Genomic DNA, 19379 nt, shown 5'->3' on the forward strand with positions numbered 1-19379 from the left:
GCTTTTGTTTGCCTGAGGGCTCAATTCGCGACGAAGCGGCCGTTGAAGGCGACCTCGGAGAGCGGCTTGCGTTGGCTGGGGAATTCGCGCGCTTGATTGCGTTCGGAAAGAACGCTCTTGTCCGCCAGGCGGCCGACAGCGACGCCTGCTTCGACCCGGTATCCCTCGGGAACGGCGAAAGCCTGCCTGATCTCATCATGCTTGATGCCGCCCATGCCATGGGCGTAAAAGCCGGAGAGGCGCGCCTGGATCGCCAGATGCCCCCATGCCGCACCGGCATCGAAGGAATGGGTGTAGCTCGGCTTTTCCTCGGCTGAGCCGGCAGCCCCGGTGAAGGCGCGCGACACGACGAAGATCAGCGCCGATGCATTCCTGGCCCAGTCCTGATTGGAATCGTTGAGCAAGGCAACAAATTTCTCCCAATGCTCCGAACCCTTGAGGCCATAAATGAAGCGCCAGGGCTGGTGGTTGGCCGAGGACGGCGCCCAATGGGCGGCGTCGAGCAGACCGAGCAGCTGCGTTTCCTCAATGATTTCGCCGGTGAAGGCGCGCGGCGACCAGCGGTCGAGAAACATCGGATCGACCGGATATTCGGATTCGCGGTGATTGCTCTTCGTCATGCTTGTTCCAGGGTTTGGGGCAGAAAATTTGGATCGTGGGCTGGGCTTAGTCCGTCCAGACGATGTCGAGTTCTTCGCGGAAGGCGAAGCGCTTCAGATGATCGTCGATGACGTGCTGCATCCTTTCCTGTTGCGAGGGATCGGCGACGGAAAGCGTCATGGTCAGAGCCGCATCGTCGGCCGCAAACGTCACCTCGGCCGTATCGCTGAACGGCACCCGCCCCTTCAGAGGATCAAAATCGACGCTGAACTTGTGGCTCCAGTGTTTGCAGAGCTGCTGCAGGTAGCGGCTTGCATGTTCGGTCCGCACGATGGCCTTCGAGAGATGCATTTCGAACTCCACGTCATCTTGACTAAAGCATGTCGCGCAAGAGTGTGTAGCGGTTTTGCGATAACGACATGCGGCGAAATAAAAAACTAAAGCGCGAGGAGCGAAGCTGAAAGATTGCGACACGCTTTAGCGCAGTCATATTTCCTGCTTCACCGGCTTGGCAAGCGCAGCATCGTCGCAGTTTGGGTGTACAGACTGTCTTCATAAAAGCGGCCTCACGCCGGCGTCGAAGCAGGATAATGAACCGTTTTAGTCAATTGGTCGGGGAGTTGTGCATGCTGGTGAACGGAAAGTGGACGGAAGACTGGCAGCCCGTTCAGGCAAAGGACGAGAAGGGCGGCTTTGTCCGTCAGACCTCGAGTTTCCGCAATTGGGTAACCCCGGATGGCAGCGCCGGGCCGACGGGCGAAGCTGGCTTCGAAGCCAGCGCCGGCCGTTACCATCTCTATGTCGCCTATATCTGCCCCTGGGCCTCGCGCACCCTGATCGGCCGCAAGCTCAAGGGCCTGGAAGATGTCATCTCCGTCTCGGTCGCTGAACCGCTGCTGGGCAAGCAGGGCTGGCGCTTCGGTGATTATCCTGGCGCGACGGAGGATCACGTCAACGGCGTAACCTATATGCATGAAATCTATACCAGGGCGGCGCCGGATTTCACCGGCCGGGCCACCGTGCCGGTTCTCTGGGACAAGCAGAGAAACACCATCGTCAACAATGAATCCGCCGATATCCTGCGCATGCTGAACGGCGGCTTTGGCGCCCTGGCAAAAAGTCCGATCGATCTTTACCCGGCGGAGAGGCGCACCGAGATCGATGCTTTCAACGACCGCATCTATCCCGATCTCAACAACGGCGTCTACCGCGCCGGTTTCGCCACCACGCAGGTCGCCTACGAAGAAGCCTTTGCCGATGTCTTTTCCTGCCTCGACTGGGTCGAGCAGCAGTTCGAGGGCCGGTCTTTTCTCTTAGCCGATCATCCCACCGAGAGCGATATCCGGCTTTTCGTGACGTTGGTGCGCTTCGACGTCGCCTATCACGGCATCTTCAAATGCAATCTGCGCCGGCTTTCCGACTACGCCAAGCTGCGCGCCTTCTGCCGCCGCATGCTGGATTGGCCGGGCATCGCCGAAACGGTGAACCTCGATCACATCAAGCGCGGCTACTATTCGATCGAAAGCCTCAATCCGACGAAGATCGTTCCCGTCGGCCCTGATCTGGCGGAAATTTTTAGAGCTTGATGCCGAAAGATACGGGCGGTTTTCGGCAGAAAATCACCCAAATCGCGGAAAAGCCGTACCGCTTCCCGGCAAAGCCGTAATGACACCGATGAATAATTCGTTCATAGGTGGTTGCAAATCCGTTTTCGATGAGGAGGAATTCCATGAAGCTGATGCGTGTTGGCGAAGCAGGCAGTGAAAAACCCGCACTTCTCGATGCCGATGGCAAGATCCGCGATCTCTCCGGTCATGTCGCCGATATCGGCGGCGAAGCGATCACACCTGCCGGCCTTGCAAAGATAGCGGCCATCGATCCGAAGAGCCTTCCGGAAATCGCGCCCGGCCGCATTGGCGCCTGCGTCGCGGGCACTGGCAAGTTCATCTGCATCGGCTTGAATTATTCGGATCATGCTGCCGAAACCGGTGCGACCGTGCCGCCCGAGCCGATCATCTTCATGAAAGCAACATCGGCAATCGTTGGACCGAACGACAATGTCATCATTCCCCGCGGTTCGGAAAAGACCGATTGGGAAGTCGAGCTCGGCGTCGTCATCGGCAAAACCGCCAAATATGTGACAGAAGCCGAAGCGCTGGATTATGTCGCCGGTTATTGCGTCTCCAATGACGTTTCCGAGCGCGCTTTCCAGACCGAGCGCTCCGGTCAATGGACCAAGGGCAAATCCTGCGACACCTTTGGCCCGATCGGCCCCTGGCTCGTGACCAAGGATGAAATTCCGGAACCGCAGAACCTCGGCATGTGGCTGACGGTCAACGGCCAGAAGATGCAGAACGGCTCATCGAAGACGATGGTTTACGGGGTTGCGTTCCTCGTCTCCTATCTTAGCCAGTTCATGTCGCTGCATGCCGGTGACGTGATCTCGACCGGCACGCCTCCGGGCGTCGGCATGGGCCTCAAGCCGCCGCGTTATCTCAAGGCGGGAGACGTGGTCGAACTCAGCATCGAAGGTCTCGGCACGCAGAAGCAGACCTTCGTAGCGGATCGTTAACGACGCTTCTTGCTGAGAAACTTAAGTTTTCAGCTCGATTATGATGCCGGAGGTCAATTCTCCGGCATTTCTTGTGTGGGTTTGGTTCGTCCATGTTGCTGTGCAACAGAAACCTGTTAGTCTGCGTTACGTGCCCGCATTACGGAAAGACTCGATGCCTCTCAATCAGCGTCATCTTTTCGATAGAGAAAGGTGGCGCCTTCCATGTTTTATCAGCTTTATGAATTGAACCATGCCGCCATGGCGCCGTTTCGCGCCGCGGCCGATATCATGCGATTTGCCTATGCCAATCCGCTGAACCCGTTCTCCCATACGCCATTCGGCCGGACGATGGCGGCAAGCCTCGAAATGTTCGAACGCACGACACGCCGCTACGGGAAGCCGGAATTCGGACTGAAGCAGACGACGATCGGTGACCGGACGGTGTCCGTCCGCGAAGAGGTCGTCTGGTCGCGACCCTTCTGCAATCTCCTGCATTTCGCGCGCAGTGTTCCCGCCGCGCGCGGCAATGATCCGCGCATCCTGATTGTCGCGCCGATGTCCGGCCACTATGCCACGCTGCTGCGCGGCACGGTCGAGGCGCTGCTGCCGAGTGCGGATATCTACATCACCGACTGGATCGACGCCCGCATGGTGCCGATGACGGAAGGCACGTTCGATTTCGACGATTACGTCGACTATGTCATCGAGATGCTGCATTTCCTCGGTCACGACACCCATGTCATCGCCGTCTGTCAGCCTTCTGTTCCGGTGCTGGCAGCCGCTGCGGTGATGGAAGAAGCCAGGGATCCGCTTTCGCCGGCGTCGATGACGCTGATGGGCGGCCCGATCGACACGCGCATCAACCCGACGGCAGTCAATAAGCTCGCCCAGGAGCGATCGCTGCAGTGGTTCTCCGACAATGTCATCATGAACGTGCCCTGGCCGCAGCCGGGCTTCATGCGCCCGGTCTATCCGGGATTCCTGCAGCTCTCGGGCTTCATGTCGATGAATCTCGATCGCCACCTCGTCGCGCACAAGGAATTCTTCATGCATCTCGTGAAGAACGACGGCGAGCCGGAAAGACATCGCGATTTCTACGACGAATATCTCGCCGTTATGGATCTGACCGCCGAATTCTATCTGCAGACGGTGGAGGAGGTCTTCATCAAGCATTCACTGCCGAAGGGCGAACTGATGCATCGCGGCAAACGCGTTGATCCGGCGGCAATTCGCAATGTGGCGCTTCTGACCGTCGAAGGTGAGAATGACGATATCTCCGGGGTCGGGCAGACAAAGGCGGCTCAGACCATCTGCGTGAACATTCCCGAAGATATGCGCATGCACTATCTTCAGCCGGATGTCGGCCATTATGGTGTTTTCAATGGTTCGCGTTTCCGCCGCGAGATCGCGCCGCGCATCATCGATTTCGTCCGCCAGCATTCGCGTTCTGCCATTAAGCCTCCGGTCCCGCGTGTCATCAAGGGCGGCCGGGCGGGCTGAATCAGGGATAGCTGAATTAGCAAAACGGATTCAAGGCCTTGTCCGATTTCGCGGGCAATCGTCTTGAAGGCGGTTATTGTGGTAACCACATCGATTTCAGCGTTCGGTATTCTGCCGGGCGCGGAAAGCGAGGGATACCCGCACGATGAACCAGTCAGCATTGCTTCGACCGGATTGGACTCCGGCTACCATTGCCCTGATGATTCTCGGCTTCATGGTTTTCTGGCCTCTGGGTCTTGCCATGCTTGCCTACATCATCTTCGGCGACCGTCTGCGCGGCTTCAAGCGTGACGTCAACCAGGCGACCGATGGCTTCTTTGCCTCCTGCCGCCGCCCGCATGGCCGTCACCGCCCGCACTTCTCGACCGGCAACGTCGCCTTTGACGACTGGCGCAAGGCCGAACTCGACCGGATGGAGGAAGAGCGCCGCAAGCTTGACGAAATGCGCGAGGAATTCGACTCCTATCTGCGTGAGCTCCGCCGCGCCAAGGATCAGGAAGAGTTCGACCGTTTCATGCGCGACCGCAGGAACGCCAAGCGCGATGATAACGGCCCGGTCGCTGAATACCAGACGCCGTAAACACCTGAACGATGAATTGATGACCGGCATCTCGCGATGCCGGTTTTTCCATGTCCGCCCTTCCGACGATCATTTAGATCTGCCGGCGAATCGTATAGAAAACACGCATGTTCTCGCTTCTGAAAACAAGGTCGAAGGCGCGAAAGCCGGCTCCGCCCGAAATGCGGACGCTCGACGTCGCTGGCCGGCTCATGCCGCTGACGATCAAGCAGCATGACCGGGCGACACGCATCACGCTGCGCATCGAACCGGGTGGCCGCGCCTTGAAGATGACGGTGCCGAAAGGCCTTGCGGCGCGTGAGGTTAATGCCTTCCTCGATCGTCACCAGGGTTGGCTCCTCACCAAGCTTGCGAAGTTTTCGACCGATGCCGGCCTGCGTGACGGCGCCGAAATCCTTGTTCGCGGCGTTTCCCATCGCATTCAGCATAGCGGCAGCTTGCGCGGGCTGACCGAGGCGGTGTCCATAGATGGCAGGGCGGTGCTGCGCGTCAGCGGCATGCCGGAACATGTCGGACGGCGCATTGCGGCCTTTCTCAAGAAGGAGGCGCGCTCCGATCTCGCAAGACTGGCGACGATGCATGCCGCAACGATCCGGGCGCCGATCCGCTCGATCTCGATGAAGGATACACGCAGCCGGTGGGGCTCGTGCTCGTCGGAAGGAAATCTGAGCTTTTCCTGGCGTATCGTCATGGCGCCACCTTCGGTGATCGATTATCTCGCCGCCCATGAGGTCGCTCATCTCAAGGAAATGAACCACGGTCCGCACTTCTGGGCCCTCTGCCGTAAGCTTTGCCCCGGTATGGAGGAGGCGAAGTCCTGGCTCAAACGGCATGGAAGCCAGCTGCATGCCATCGATTTCGACTAGCGCACAACCCGAAAACCGGAATCGATTTTTCGGAAAGGATTATGCGCAGATTTAAAGTGATAGAGCGTCCCTAGCGCGTCGTTTGGACGCGCGGCGCTCTAGCCGAGAGCCGCGCTAAATTCAGTGTCCGTCGCAAATTGGCTCGACTCTTTCCGCATTTCGTGTCACTTCGCTGCCATGAGACCGGATATCAAGATCTGTGGCTTGAAGACGCCCGACGCAGTCGATCGCGCGCTGAAACGCGGCGCGACCCATATCGGTTTTATCTTCTTCGAAAAGAGCCCGCGCTATATCGAGCCGGACCTGGCGGCAAAGCTTGCCGAACCTGCGCGTGGCAAGGCGAAAATCGTCGCCGTCGTCGTCGATCCGACCAATGACGAACTCGACGAGATCGTGTCGTTGTTGAAGCCGGATATGCTACAGCTTCACGGCAACGAGAGCCCCGAACATGTGCTGACCATAAAGGCGGTCTATGGTCTGCCCGTGATGAAGGCCTTTTCGGTCCGCACGGCAGACGACCTGAAGCGCGTCGAGGCCTATATCGGCATCGCCGACCGTTTCCTCTTTGACGCCAAAGCGCCGAAGGGTTCGGAACTGCCTGGCGGCAACGGTATTTCCTTCGATTGGAGCCTTCTCAGCTGGCTTGACGGCAACGTCGACTACATGCTTTCCGGCGGGCTGAACAAGGACAATGTCGCAGAAGCGCTTTTCATCACCAAGGCACCGGGTATCGACGTCTCGTCGGGAGTCGAAACTGCGCCTGGCGTGAAGAGCGTCGCGAAGATCGATGAATTTTTTGACGCGGTCGAAAAGGCGAATGCGCCGATGATGGCCTCAGGGAGTTGAGAGTGAACGAGACGCCTAAACCGAATTCCTTCCGTTCCGGCCCCGATGAAGATGGCCGTTTCGGCATTTATGGCGGTCGTTTCGTCGCCGAAACATTGATGCCGCTGATCCTTGATCTGCAGGACGAGTGGAACAGGGCAAAGAACGATCCGGCATTCCAGGCCGAATTGAAGCATCTCGGCGCGCATTATATCGGCCGCCCGAGCCCGCTCTATTTCGCCGAGCGGCTGACGGCCGAACTCGGCGGCGCGAAGATCTATTTCAAGCGCGAGGAGCTGAACCATACCGGCTCGCACAAGATCAACAACTGCATCGGCCAGATCCTGCTCGCCAAGCGCATGGGCAAGACCCGCATCATCGCCGAAACCGGTGCCGGCCAGCACGGCGTCGCCTCCGCAACCGTTGCCGCCCGCTTTGGCCTTCCCTGCGTCGTCTATATGGGCGCCACCGACGTCGAGCGTCAGGCGCCGAACGTTTTCCGCATGAAGCTGCTCGGCGCGGAGGTCAAACCGGTCACGGCAGGCAGCGGCACGCTGAAGGACGCCATGAACGAGGCGCTTCGCGACTGGGTCACCAATGTCGAGGATACCTATTACCTGATCGGAACGGCAGCCGGTCCGCATCCCTATCCGGAGATGGTCCGCGATTTCCAGTCGGTGATCGGTATCGAAGCGAAAGAGCAGATGCTGGCAGCCGAAGGCCGCTTGCCGGATCTCGTCATCGCTGCCGTCGGCGGCGGCTCGAACGCCATCGGCATTTTCCATCCTTTCCTGGATGATCCCTCTGTGAAGATCGTCGGCGTCGAAGCCGGCGGCAAGGGTCTGCAGGGCGACGAACATTGCGCCTCGATCACCGCCGGTTCGCCCGGCGTGCTTCACGGCAACCGCACCTATCTGCTGCAGGATGGTGACGGTCAGATCAAGGAAGGCCATTCGATCTCGGCCGGTCTCGATTATCCCGGCATCGGCCCCGAACATTCCTGGCTGAACGATACCGGCCGCGTCGACTATGTGCCGATCATGGATCACGAAGCGCTCGAGGCTTTCCAGACGCTGACCCGCCTCGAAGGCATCATCCCGGCGCTCGAGCCCTCGCATGCCATTGCTGAGGTGATCAAACGCGCACCGATGATGGACAAGGACGAGATCATCCTGATGAACCTCTCCGGGCGCGGCGACAAGGATATCTTTACCGTCGGCAAGATTCTGGGAATGGGACTGTAAGACATGACCGCACGCATGGACAAACGCTTTGCCGAGCTGAAGGCCGAGGGCCGTCCGGCGCTTGTGACCTATTTCATGGGCGGCGATCCTGATTATGACACCTCGCTCGGCATCATGAAGGCGCTGCCGGAGGCGGGCTCCGACATCATCGAGCTCGGCATGCCCTTTTCCGATCCGATGGCCGACGGCCCGGCGATCCAGCTGGCCGGCCAGCGCGCCTTGAAAGGCGGCCAGACGCTGAAGAAGACGCTGCAGCTGGCGGCCGATTTCCGCAAAACCAACGATGCGACGCCGATCGTGATGATGGGTTACTACAACCCGATCTATATTTATGGCGTCGAGAAATTCCTCGATGACGCGCTCGCCGCCGGCATCGACGGCCTGATCGTCGTCGACCTGCCGCCCGAGATGGATGACGAACTTTGCATTCCGGCCATCCGCAAAGGCATCAATTTCATCCGCCTGGCGACGCCGACGACCGATGAGAAGCGCCTGCCGAAGGTACTGAAGAACACCTCCGGCTTCGTCTACTACGTCTCGATGAACGGCATCACCGGTTCGGCGCTGCCTGATCCGTCGCTGGTTTCGGGCGCTGTCGCCCGCATCAAGCAGCATACCAGCCTGCCCGTCTGCGTCGGCTTTGGCGTCAAGACGGCGGAACATGCAAAGGTCATTGGCGGTTCGGCCGACGGCGTCGTCGTCGGTACCGCGATCGTCAATCAGGTCGCGACCAGCTTGACGAATGACGGAAAGGCAACGGCGGATACCGTTCAGGCCGTTGCCACGCTGGTGCGTGGCCTTTCCACAGGAACACGTTCGGCGCGCCTTGTTGCTGCCGAATAGTTTGCCCACATTGGCGCTAAAGCATGTCGCGCAAAGGTGTGCAGCGGTTTTGCGGCAACGACATGCGGGAAACCAAAGACCTAAAAGCGTGGCAAGCAAATCTGAAAGATCGCGACGCGCTTTTGTCAATCAGGAGTATTCGAGTTGAACTGGATCACCAACTACGTTCGCCCGCGGATCAATTCCATGCTGGGCCGTCGCGAAGTGCCGGAGAACCTCTGGATCAAGTGCCCGGAAACGGGCGAGATGGTCTTCCACAAGGACCTGGAAGGCAACAAATGGGTCATTCCAGCGTCCGGTTATCACATGAAGATGCCGGCCAAGGCCCGGCTGGCCGATCTCTTCGACAATGGCGAGTTCGAATCGCTGCCGCAGCCGAAGGTCGCGCAGGACCCGCTGAAGTTCCGCGATTCGAAGAAATATAGCGATCGCCTGCGTGACAGCCGCCTGAAGACCGAACAGGAGGATACGATCCTCGCCGGTGTCGGAAAGGTGCAGGGACTGAAACTCGTGGCCGTCGTGCATGAATTCAACTTTATCGGTGGTTCGCTCGGCATGGCCGCCGGCGAGGCGATCGTTAAGGCTTTTGAGCGTGCGACGTCTGAAAAGTGCCCGCTGGTGATGTTCCCCGCTTCCGGCGGCGCGCGCATGCAGGAAGGCATCCTGTCGCTGATGCAGTTGCCGCGCACGACGGTTGCCGTCGACATGCTCAAGGAATCCGGCCAGCCCTATATCGTCGTGCTGACCAATCCGACGACCGGTGGCGTCACGGCCTCCTATGCCATGCTTGGCGATATTCATCTGGCAGAACCCGGCGCCGAAATCGGCTTTGCCGGCAAGCGCGTGATCGAGCAGACGTTGCGTGAAAAACTGCCCGAAGGCTTCCAGACCTCCGAATATCTGCTGGAGCATGGTATGGTCGATATGGTCGTTAAACGTCACGATATTCCGGAAACGCTGGCGCGCCTCTTGAAGATCCTGACGAAGAAGCCGGTTTCTGCGGCGAACGACATGAATGGCGGCGCGATTGCTCTAGCGGCGAGCGCCTGATAACCGACAAGCAGGCGGGGTGCCGAATTGATACCCAGAGGCCAAACCGCGGTGAGTGAGGCAGCACAGGAGATCGACAAGCTTATGGGATTGCATCCCAAGGGCTTTGATCTGTCTCTCGATCGCATCACTCGCCTTCTCGATGTGCTCGGCAATCCGCACAGGAAGCTGCCGCCGGTGATCCATGTCGCCGGCACCAATGGCAAGGGGTCTGTCACCGCCTTCTGCCGCGCCCTGCTCGAAGCCGGCGGCTACAGCGCCCATGTCCACACCTCGCCGCATCTCGTCAATTGGCACGAGCGTTATCGCATTGGCGTCAAGGGCGGACGCGGGCAGCTTGTGGACGACGCCGTTTTTGCCGAGGCCGTGCGTCGCGTGGCCGATGCCAATGCAGGACAACACATTACCGTCTTCGAAATCCTGACTGCGGTCACCTTCATCCTGTTTTCCGAACATCCGGCCGATGCCGCGATCATCGAAGTCGGTCTCGGCGGCCGGTTCGACGCCACGAATGTCATTTCCGATCCGGGCGTCTCGGTCATCATGCCGATTTCGCTGGATCACCAGCCCTATCTCGGCGACAGGGTCGAGCTGATCGCAGCCGAAAAGGCCGGCATCATGAAGCCGGGATTTCCCGTTGTCATCGGTCATCAGGAATATGACGCAGCACTCGACGTGCTGATGTCGACGGCCGAGCGGCTGCATTGCCCGAGCGCGGTCTTCGGGCAGGATTTCATGGCGCATGAGGAATATGGCCGGCTCGTCTACCAGGACGAATTCGGGCTTGCCGACCTGCCGCTGCCGCGCCTTCCCGGCCGGCATCAATATGCCAATGCCGCCGCCGCCATTCGTGCCGTCAAGGCGGCGGGTTTCACGGTCACCGAGACGATGATGGAAAAGGCGATGAGTTCGGTCGAATGGCCGGGCCGGCTGCAGCGTCTGAGCGAGGGCCGGCTGCTGTCGCATGCGCCCGCCGGCGCCGAGATCTGGATCGATGGCGGACACAATCCCGGTGCAGGCGAGGTGATCGCCGAAGCCATGGCCAATTTCGAGGAACGCCAGTCTCGGCCGCTTTTCCTGATTACCGGCATGATCAACACCAAGGATCCGGTCGGCTATTTCAAGGCCTTTACCGGCCTGGTCGAGAAAGTTTTCTGCGTGCCGATCCGCGGCAGCGAAGCGATGATCGACCCCGTGATATTGTCGAATGCCGCTTATGATGCCGGTTTGGTTGCCGAACCGATGTTGACGGTCGGCGATGCGCTGGAAGCAATAAAAGCCGTTCTCGATCCAGAGGCTTTGCCGCCGCGCATTTTGGTCGGCGGCTCTCTCTATCTTGTCGGCGATGTCCTCGCCGACAACGGCACGCCCCCGAAATGAAGGCGGTAAGATGAAAAAAAGCCCGGTCGAACCGGGCTTTTTTCATTGTGATGCAAATTGATGATATCAATCAGGCAGCGTTCGAAATCCAGTTCGAAAGGGCCGTCTTCGGCTTTGCGCCAACCGAGATGTCGGCAACTTCGCCGCCCTTGAAGATCGCAAGCGTGGGAATGGAGCGCACACCGAACTGTGCAGCGAGTTCCGGGTTCTCATCGATATTCAGCTTGGCCACCTTGACCTTGCCTTCCATCTCGACGGCGATTTCTTCGAGGCTCGGAGCAATCATCTTGCACGGGCCGCACCATTCAGCCCAGAAATCGACGACGACGGGTTCTGCGGATTCCAGAACTTCTGACTGGAAGTTATTGATATCGACTTTCACGGTAGCCATGGGCTGCTCCTTTAACCGAATTGGGTGTTGAACCACATGTGATGGTGCGGTGCCGAATTTTCAATGTCCGGTATTTCACTTTGTCTTGACCGCTGCAAGCGCCAAACCGAGCGCCTTTTCGCTCAGTGTGAAGAGCGAGGCGTTCTCGGTATAGACAAGCATGCAATCGATACGCTTCTCAGGATAGAGCGGCGCCAGGATCTCGCGATAGATCGCCAGCTGCGCCCGGTGCGCGAAGGGGATGGTCTCTTCTGTTGTCGGCGGCACCCGATTGGTCTTGTAGTCGAGAATGACGACGCGATCGGTAAGGACGGCAAGCCGATCGATACGGCCGGAGACAGCATAGCGCCTGTCTTCCAGCGTCAATGTTCCCATGATCGAGACCTCTGGCTGGGCCTGCGCACCGAGGACGACCTGCAGACCCTCCTCGTCCAATAGTTTCAGAACCGAATCGACAAGCTTGCGCCGTTCCGCTTCCGGCCAGAATCGCGCCGCTCGTTCTGCATAGCGGCTTGCCGCATCAGGCCGTTCGCCAAGTGGAATTTCGGGAAGCGCCTGCAGCATGCGATGGATCAGCCTGCCCTTCTCCAGTGAACGATCGCTGCGCTCCTTCTCGCCGAACAGCGGCGAAATGACGAGCAGACTGCCCTCGTCTTCATCGACGATCGTCCCGGCACCGGAAGGGCTGAGCGGCCGAGGCAGCTCAGCCTGCGGCGGCAATGGCCGCAACAGGCCGTCCGGCAAGGTCTCCTCGCTGTCGCGCTCTTCGTTGCGATCGGTACGCTCGAAGCTTCGTTCTACCCGCGGCACGCGCCATTTGATGCCCGGCCATTCACCATCGGGGCCGGAGAATGTGGTCGCCTCCACATGCGGATGGTCGTCGTGCAGTGCCGTCGAAATCATCATATGCCAGGTGTCGTTGTTCACCCGCACGCCACGATAGCCGCAGACGACCAGCCGGTCGGCCGCGCGCGTCATGGCGACATAGAGCAGCCGGCGATATTCTTCTTCCGCCAGCATCTGGATACGCGCCGCATCGTCCTGGGTCAGCGAATTGGCGAGATCGGAGACAGGAACCCAGACGGGCATCGACGGCTCGTCGGGGCCGGTCTCGATCAGGCGAAGCTTCGGCAGATGGGTATGGGTGAAGGCCTTCGAACCGCCGTCGACGAGGAAAACGATCGGTGCTTCAAGACCCTTGGAGGCATGCACCGTCATGATCCGCACCTCGTTGCGCCCCTTATCCTGCTCGCGTTTCATCACGGGTGCTTCGAGCTCCAGCGTCGAGATGAAGGATTGCAGACCGGGAAGACCGGAGCTCTCGTGGTCGAGCGTGAAGGTCAGGAATTCGTCGAGAATATCGCTGACCTCGGTGCCGAGACGGGCAAGGAATTGCCGCCGTCCGCCATAACTACCCAGCACGCGCGCATAGAAATCATGGACCGACAGGCTCCTGGATTGCCGGAGAAACAGCTCCAGCCTCTCGACGGCAGCACGGAAACGTTCGGTGCCGTCGGCGGCGAAGCTTTTGAGATGGCTCCAGACGCTCTGATTGTCGCCGCGCAATGCGGCGATCGCAAAGATGTCGTCTTCGGAGAGATCGAAAAGCGGGCTCTTGAGCACGGCGGCGAGCGACAGGTCGTCTTCCGGCAGAAGCAGGAAACGACCGAGCGCCAGCAGATCCTGCACGGCGATATGGCTGGTCAGCACCAGCCTGTCCGCACCGGCGACCGGAATATCGCCGCGGCGTTTCAGCGCCCGCGTCAACGCATTGACGAAGGCGTCGCGCTTGCGCACCAGCACCAGGATGTCGCCGGCCTCGATCAGGCGCTCCTTACCTTTGTCGACGATCGTTTCGCGGCCGACGAGCGTGCCGATCGAATGGGCGATCCGCCGCGCGAGGATTGCGGCCGGCGCGCTTTCCGGCGTCGCGTCGAAGGGCGCCGTCCAGTCTTCCTCCTTCACCACGGCTTCCGGCGCGACCATCTCCCAGAGGTCGACAGCGCCGGGATGTCCGATGCGGCTGGAACGATGCACGACCGGTTCGCCGAGCGCGCTCAGGCCGCGCGCGTTGTCGGGTGCCTTGAAAATGTGGTCGACGGCCTCGAGCACGTCGGCAGTCGAGCGGAAGGAAAGCGGCAGCCGCACCGAGGAAAAGCTCTGCCCGCTGTCGGAAACGCGCCGCCGCGTCCGGTCGCTCTCCTCGGAAAAACGCTCAGGCCGCGCCCCCTGGAAGGAATAGATCGACTGCTTTTCGTCGCCGACGGCAAAGAGGGTGCGCACGATCGGCCGGGCGCTTTCGCCGGAGAAGAAATCTTCGGCGAGCGACTGGATGACGCTCCACTGGATCGGGCTGGTATCCTGCGCCTCGTCGACGAGGATATGATCGATGCCTCGATCGAGCTTGTAGTGGATCCAGGGGCCGACGCCACTTTTCGTTAGCAGGTCGGCGGTGCGGGTGATCAGGTCCTCGAAATCGAGCTGGCTGCGCTGCTTCTTCAACTCCTCATAGTCGTGATTCAGCCGGTCGGCGAGCACGAGTGCTGCATGTGTGGCGCCGTACATCCGCATCAGTTTCAGCCGGTCGCGGCTTGTTGCGACATGCGCGCGGGCAATGGCGATGGCGCTCGCCAGCTGCGGTGCCTCGGCAAGCATGGCCTTGACGAAGAATTGCGAGTCCGCCTTGGGCTCGCCCTTCACGGTCAGAAAGATTTTCTCGAGAAACTCAGCGCGCCTTGCCTCATCGCGCTCCCGCCCAGCGAGCCTGAGGCCGTAGGCAACCTCCTGCGCCTTCGCACCGCCCTTCTGGTCGGCAAGCGAGAGATAAAGCTCCAGCGTGCCGCCCGAAAGCTCCGGCAAAGGCCAATATTGCGCTGCGATCCGGCTTTCGGTGTCACCAGCGGCGAGACCCAGCCTCTTGCGCAGGACCTTCTCCACACCGCCCTGCTGTTCAGCCGTCGCCGTGAAACGACGAATGGCGTTGCGGTTGGCGACGATGTCGCCGAGCAGGTTCTCCAGTCCGGATTCGTCGCCGAGATTGAGCACATAGGCGAATGCCTCGGCAAGCGCGCTGTCTTCCTCCGGCGCTGTTGCCGTCAGCAGCGCCCGGCGCGCATCGGAAAGCAGTGCCACCGCCGCGCGATCGTCGAGAACCGAGAAATGTCCGGCAACGTTGGCTTCCAGCGGGAACTGATGCAGCAGCGCCTCGCAAAAGGCATGGATCGTCTGGATCTTCAGTCCGCCGGGTGTCTCCAGCGCCTTGGCAAACAGCCGGCGAGCTTCGGCGAGCTTCAGTCCGTCGGGAGCCGTACCCTCGATCTGCGTGATCCGCCGGCCGAGGTCTTCATCGTCAAGCACCACCCATTCCGCCAGCCGTTCGAAGACGCGGTTCGACATTTCGGACGCCGCGGCCTTGGTATAGGTGAGGCATAAAATGGCGGAAGGCCGCGCACCAGCAAGCAGCAGCCGGATGACGCGCTGTGTCAGGACATGCGTCTTGCCGGAACCGGCATTGGCTGAGACCCATGCCGAACGCAGCGGATCAGAGGCAATCGCCTGCTGGATCGTCGTCCAGCCGATCCACGCGCCCGGATCGTCGTCGTTGGGAAGGGCGGTCACATCACTCATCACCGCCCTCTTCGGTTTCGGCCGTCGACCATTCGGAGACGCGGGCAAGATGATCGTAGTCGCCGCCGAAATCGAATTGCTGGGCCGGGATCAGCCGGGAGGTAAAACCCCTTTCGTTGGATTGCAGCAACCCCACGAATTTGACCAGCTGATCGATCGATTCGGCCGCGAGATTCATCGCCGATTTCGCCTTGTCGCTGCGGGCAGAGCTCTCGTTGTTGACCGTATCGACCTGGAAGCGGCTACCTGGACGCAGACGCACATAGAGAAGGTCCTGCGGCACGAGGCTGCCGGCATCGCGGAAGGCGCCGGCGCTCAAGGCGGCCGCTTCGAGCGCAAGCTGCGGATCGAGAAGCACGCGTGCCTGTGCCGGCGAGGGATTGTAGCCGGTCTTGTAGTCGATGATATCGGCGGCGTTCGGTCCGGTGACGTCGATCCGGTCTGCGACGCCGGTGAGCCGGATATTGATCGCCTCCAGCTCCATGCCGCCCCGCACTTCCGTCAGCGTTTTCCGGATGCCATGTCGCCGTCCGGCCTCCCATTCGAGGAAGACGCCGGCCACCGCGCGAAAGCGCGGCCGCCACACGGCATCGATATGCGGCGGCAGCTGCTCCATGTCGAAAAGCTCGGAAAGGATGCGCTCCATGGCCGCTGCCGCATCCGGCGTGCCGGCGATGTGAGCCTCGCGAATGAACCGGTCGATGATCTTGTGGTAGAGCGTTCCGCGTTCGGCCGCCCCTGGATCGCGATTGAACGGGTCGACGGGGTCGAGCCGCAGCACACGGCGGGCATAGATGGCATAGGGATCACGGCGCAGCCGGCCGACTTCGCTGAAGGAATAGGATTTTGGTTGCAGGGCCAGCGGCGGTTTCGGCGAAGGTCGCAGCGCCGGCGCCTGACCATCTCCCCGATCAATGAGACCGGCCCATTGGAGAAACCGGTTGCCGCGTCCCTTCAATTCCGCTTCGAACGCCTCTCCGCCGAGCGCCAGCAGCCGCTGCAGCCAACGCGAGGCGACGGTCGGCGTCGAACCTTGGCGCAGCGCGCGCGCATAGATCAGATGGCGCGTGCCGTTTGCCATCTCGAAATCATGCGCCAGCTGGCCGATGCGCCGCTCCGGCGGCTCCAGGCCGATCTCCGTCTTCATCATTCGCGGAATGAAGGGATTGTTGGCGGTCTGCCCCGGCCAGGTGCCTTCGTTCAGGCCGCCGAGTATCAACGTATCGACGCTCTGCAGTCGGGCTTCCAGCGTGCCGAAGATGAAGAGCCTGGGATGGCTGAGCGCCCGCGGCTTCACCGCATGACCGGCGGCAAGGGCTGCCATGATGTCGATCCATTGCGGCCCGTCGGCCTCCATCTGGCCGTCCGTGTCGATCACTTCACCGAGCAGGGCAGCGAGTGCATCTCCTGCTTCACCAGACCAGAGATCGGCGAGATTGCCTTGCGGATCGACCGCGACCGCCTCAAGCGAACGGCCGGTGCGCTCCGCCCATTCGGACAATGTGAAGCGCACTGTTCTTCCGCGATCTTCCGGCCGGTGCCGGATCAGCGCCGAAGCCAGCGGCTCGGTCGCTTGTGCGACCCGCCGGGCGAGGCCGTATGCGCCGTCGGCGGCCTCAGGCGAAAGCGCTTTTCGCCATTGCGGCGCATGCCTATCCAGGGCCTGTTCGGCAAGTTGGTGAGTGAGCAGCGGTTCCAGCGTGCTGATATCAACCTCTGCCACGCCGCCGCGCAGCGCCAGCAGCTCGAGCGCCTCGGTAGCGGAAATCAAGGCGTCGCGTTCCAGCCCGAAGCGGGCAAGCGGATGTTTGAGCAACGAGATGATCGCCACTGGATCACCCGGCCGCAGCGCTGCCTCCAGCAACAATTGCAGCAAGGTGCCCTGCGGCATGGCCGAAAGTGGCGTGCCCGCCGAATCATCGGCGAGGATGCCGAAGCGGGAAAGCTCGGCCATCACCCGCCGCGCGAGATTGCGGTCCGGAGTGATGAGTGCCGCCCGGCTTTCACCATCCTGTCCAGGTCTTTCCAACGCCAGCCGGAGTGCGATGGCAATTGCGGTTGCTTCCTCGCGCTCATTGGCGGCTTCGATCAGCGAGACATCGGAGAAGGCCGAAGACAGCGCGCCTGCCGGCAGGTCGTTCTTCCATGCTCCCCAGTCGCTGGTCGCCTCCGCCGGCGCAAGTGCCCGCGACAGGATTTCGGCGCGCCGGTCGAGATCAGCCTCCGACCTATCGAGGAGCATGACGTCGGCCCGTGTCAGCTTCAGCCGCTTAAGCAGCGACGACAGGCCATATTGCGAGTGGCTCCGGCTTGCCGGATTGGCATGTTGGCCGGGCGCCGGTTCCGGCGCGACCATCTGCCAGTGCTTCTCGGGCATGGAGAGATCGAGACCGGGAAGCACGATCACGCCTTCCGGCAGATGGGCGACGGCGGCGATGAGGTCGGCGGTGGCGGGAACGGACCCTGTCGAACCGGCGATGATGATCGGTCCGGTGGGTTTCGTCGCCGAAAGCCGGCTTGCTTCGGCCCGGAGAATGGCGTTTCTGTGCCGTGCCGGCGAGGATTTGCCGAGTTCGGACAGCCGCTCCGGCCAGAATGCGCTGGCGATCTGCAGAAATTCCGCCGTCAGCTGCCACCAGGCGGCATAGTCGCCGGTGTCGAGTTTCGACAGTTCCGCCCAGTCGAGATCCTCGGTCTCGATGGAATCGATCAGCTCCGCAAGGTTGCGGGCGAGCCAGATGGCATCCGCCGGACTTGCCGGCGCAACGAGCGGCGAGTCCGAATGGATGTGGCGGACGATCTCCGGCAGCTTGTTTCGCCAGGCAAGGATCAGGCGCGCCAGCTCCAGCAGACGGGCGGTATTCGACAGCGGCTGGGCGAGATCGATCGTTGCCGGCAGCACCTCGTCGAAATAGCCGCTATCGTCGTCGGTTTCGCCGAGTGGACGGATGACCGGCAGGATGGCTGAGCGGCCGCCGAGCAGGTCGACGAATTCCGAGCGCAGCACACGCACGGCGCGCCGGGTCGGCAGGTAGATCGTCACCTTGGCGAGCGACAGCGGATCATCGGCCTCGTGCCGGAAAAGCGGCGTCAGTCGGCCATCGCAAAGCGTCGTCGCCAGCATTTTCAAGAAGGGGAGGCCCGCCGGGATTGTCAGGATGCGTGGCTGGTGCCGCTCTGCCATGGCTCAGGCAAACGCCCGCAACCTGCGGATCGTTTCCTCCGCCTCGCCGATTGCCTCCGGCGTTCCCACAGTCAGCCAATGGCCTTCGAGCACCATGCCGAAAAGCCGTCCGCGCGCGATCGCCTTGTCGAAATAGATATTGAGGTTGAAGGCATCCTTCGGTGCATCGTCGAGCAGCGACGGGTTCATGACGATCGCTCCGGCATAGACAACGGGATTGGACGGATCGTCGCGATAACGCGTCAGCCGGCCATCGGTTGCGAGGCTGAAGTCATTCTTGCCGTTGTGACCTGTCGTATCCTCGATCCCAACGCAAAGCAGCGCCATGTCCATGCGTTCACTATCGAAGAATCCGGCTAAGCGTTGCAGGTTGGTCGGTCGCCCCGGCTGCTCGCCGATCCAGAAGAGATCGGCATTCATGACGAAGACATTGTTGCGGTTAAGTAATGTCAGGCCCTTCGCCAGCCCGCCGCCGGAATTCATCAGAGCGTCCTGCTCGTCGGAAATGATGATGTCGAGGCCGCGGTAGTTCCTGAGATGGTCGAGCATCTGATCGGCGAAGTGGTGGACGTTGACGACGGCCCGTTCGACGCCGGCCGCCACCAGTGAATCCAGCGCGTAGTCGATCATCGGCTTGCCGTCGATCTTCACCAGCGGCTTCGGGATCGTATCGGTGATCGGGCGCATGCGGGTTCCGAGACCCGCGGCCAGTACCATGGCTTGTCTGATGGTCAT

16 protein-coding genes are annotated in these 19379 nt (G+C 60.9%); 10 read left to right on the forward strand and 6 right to left on the reverse strand.

Annotated elements, in window-relative coordinates; genetic code table 11:
- Window positions 1-20: 20 nt before the first annotated feature.
- Both AB8B31_RS21745 and AB8B31_RS21750 read right to left on the reverse strand, forming a co-directional pair.
- Window positions 21-620, reverse strand: a complete 600-nt coding sequence (locus AB8B31_RS21745; protein WP_112905595.1) for a nitroreductase family protein — start codon at window positions 618-620, stop codon at window positions 21-23.
- 46 nt (window positions 621-666) lie between these two features.
- The gene (locus AB8B31_RS21750) at window positions 667-951 is read right to left on the reverse strand and encodes a DUF2218 domain-containing protein (RefSeq protein ID WP_018448416.1); all 285 of its coding nucleotides are present in this window, start codon (window positions 949-951) and stop codon (window positions 667-669) included.
- A gap of 275 nt (window positions 952-1226) precedes the next feature.
- Here AB8B31_RS21750 and AB8B31_RS21755 point away from each other — a divergent pair, with 275 nt between their 5' ends.
- The 10 genes from AB8B31_RS21755 (at window position 1227) to AB8B31_RS21800 (ending at window position 11442) form a co-directional block, all read left to right on the forward strand.
- Window positions 1227-2186 carry a glutathione S-transferase family protein gene (locus tag AB8B31_RS21755; protein WP_131605753.1) on the forward strand — a complete coding sequence of 320 codons (960 nt, stop codon included), beginning with the start codon at window positions 1227-1229 and terminating at the stop codon, window positions 2184-2186.
- A 143-nt stretch (window positions 2187-2329) separates the two neighbouring features.
- Complete coding sequence (locus AB8B31_RS21760) at window positions 2330-3172, forward strand: fumarylacetoacetate hydrolase family protein (protein ID WP_018448418.1); 843 nt, start codon at window positions 2330-2332, stop codon at window positions 3170-3172.
- A 204-nt stretch (window positions 3173-3376) separates the two neighbouring features.
- Window positions 3377-4654, forward strand: a complete 1278-nt coding sequence (locus AB8B31_RS21765; protein ID WP_018244173.1) for a polyhydroxyalkanoate depolymerase — start codon at window positions 3377-3379, stop codon at window positions 4652-4654.
- A gap of 145 nt (window positions 4655-4799) precedes the next feature.
- Complete coding sequence (locus AB8B31_RS21770; protein ID WP_017962639.1) at window positions 4800-5234, forward strand: DUF2852 domain-containing protein; 435 nt, start codon at window positions 4800-4802, stop codon at window positions 5232-5234.
- A gap of 107 nt (window positions 5235-5341) precedes the next feature.
- Window positions 5342-6100 carry a M48 family metallopeptidase gene (locus tag AB8B31_RS21775; RefSeq protein WP_131605754.1) on the forward strand — a complete coding sequence of 253 codons (759 nt, stop codon included), beginning with the start codon at window positions 5342-5344 and terminating at the stop codon, window positions 6098-6100.
- Between the two features lie 177 nt (window positions 6101-6277).
- On the forward strand, window positions 6278-6946 hold the full coding sequence (locus AB8B31_RS21780; protein WP_027689457.1) for a phosphoribosylanthranilate isomerase: 669 nt from the start codon (window positions 6278-6280) through the stop codon (window positions 6944-6946).
- 2 nt (window positions 6947-6948) lie between these two features.
- Window positions 6949-8169, forward strand: a complete 1221-nt coding sequence (trpB, locus tag AB8B31_RS21785) for a tryptophan synthase subunit beta (RefSeq protein WP_018244176.1) — start codon at window positions 6949-6951, stop codon at window positions 8167-8169.
- A 3-nt stretch (window positions 8170-8172) separates the two neighbouring features.
- Entirely contained in the window at window positions 8173-9012 is an 840-nt protein-coding gene (gene trpA / locus AB8B31_RS21790; RefSeq protein WP_018244177.1) for a tryptophan synthase subunit alpha, read from the forward strand.
- A gap of 144 nt (window positions 9013-9156) precedes the next feature.
- Complete coding sequence (gene accD / locus AB8B31_RS21795) at window positions 9157-10062, forward strand: acetyl-CoA carboxylase, carboxyltransferase subunit beta (RefSeq protein WP_018068910.1); 906 nt, start codon at window positions 9157-9159, stop codon at window positions 10060-10062.
- Between the two features lie 27 nt (window positions 10063-10089).
- Window positions 10090-11442, forward strand: coding sequence for a bifunctional folylpolyglutamate synthase/dihydrofolate synthase (locus AB8B31_RS21800; RefSeq protein ID WP_205921836.1), 1353 nt, complete (start codon window positions 10090-10092; stop codon window positions 11440-11442).
- Window positions 11443-11512: 70 nt separating this feature from the next.
- Here the strand turns inward: AB8B31_RS21800 and trxA are convergent, their stop codons facing one another.
- The 4 genes from trxA to AB8B31_RS21820 form a co-directional block, all read right to left on the reverse strand.
- The gene (trxA, locus tag AB8B31_RS21805; protein WP_008528748.1) at window positions 11513-11833 is read right to left on the reverse strand and encodes a thioredoxin; all 321 of its coding nucleotides are present in this window, start codon (window positions 11831-11833) and stop codon (window positions 11513-11515) included.
- A 75-nt stretch (window positions 11834-11908) separates the two neighbouring features.
- Complete coding sequence (gene addA, locus AB8B31_RS21810) at window positions 11909-15460, reverse strand: double-strand break repair helicase AddA (protein WP_131605756.1); 3552 nt, start codon at window positions 15458-15460, stop codon at window positions 11909-11911.
- Window positions 15453-18644: a double-strand break repair protein AddB gene (addB, locus tag AB8B31_RS21815; RefSeq protein ID WP_168298860.1), complete on the reverse strand. Its 3192-nt coding sequence runs from the start codon at window positions 18642-18644 to the stop codon at window positions 15453-15455. Before addB ends, addA begins: the two co-directional genes overlap by 8 nt.
- A 3-nt stretch (window positions 18645-18647) precedes the next feature.
- The gene (locus tag AB8B31_RS21820; RefSeq protein WP_018448424.1) at window positions 18648-19379 is read right to left on the reverse strand and encodes a nucleotidyltransferase family protein; all 732 of its coding nucleotides are present in this window, start codon (window positions 19377-19379) and stop codon (window positions 18648-18650) included.

This window comes from Rhizobium sp. 62_C5_N11_2, assembly GCF_051811185.1.
Classification (GTDB): Bacteria; Pseudomonadota; Alphaproteobacteria; order Rhizobiales; family Rhizobiaceae; genus Rhizobium; species Rhizobium leguminosarum.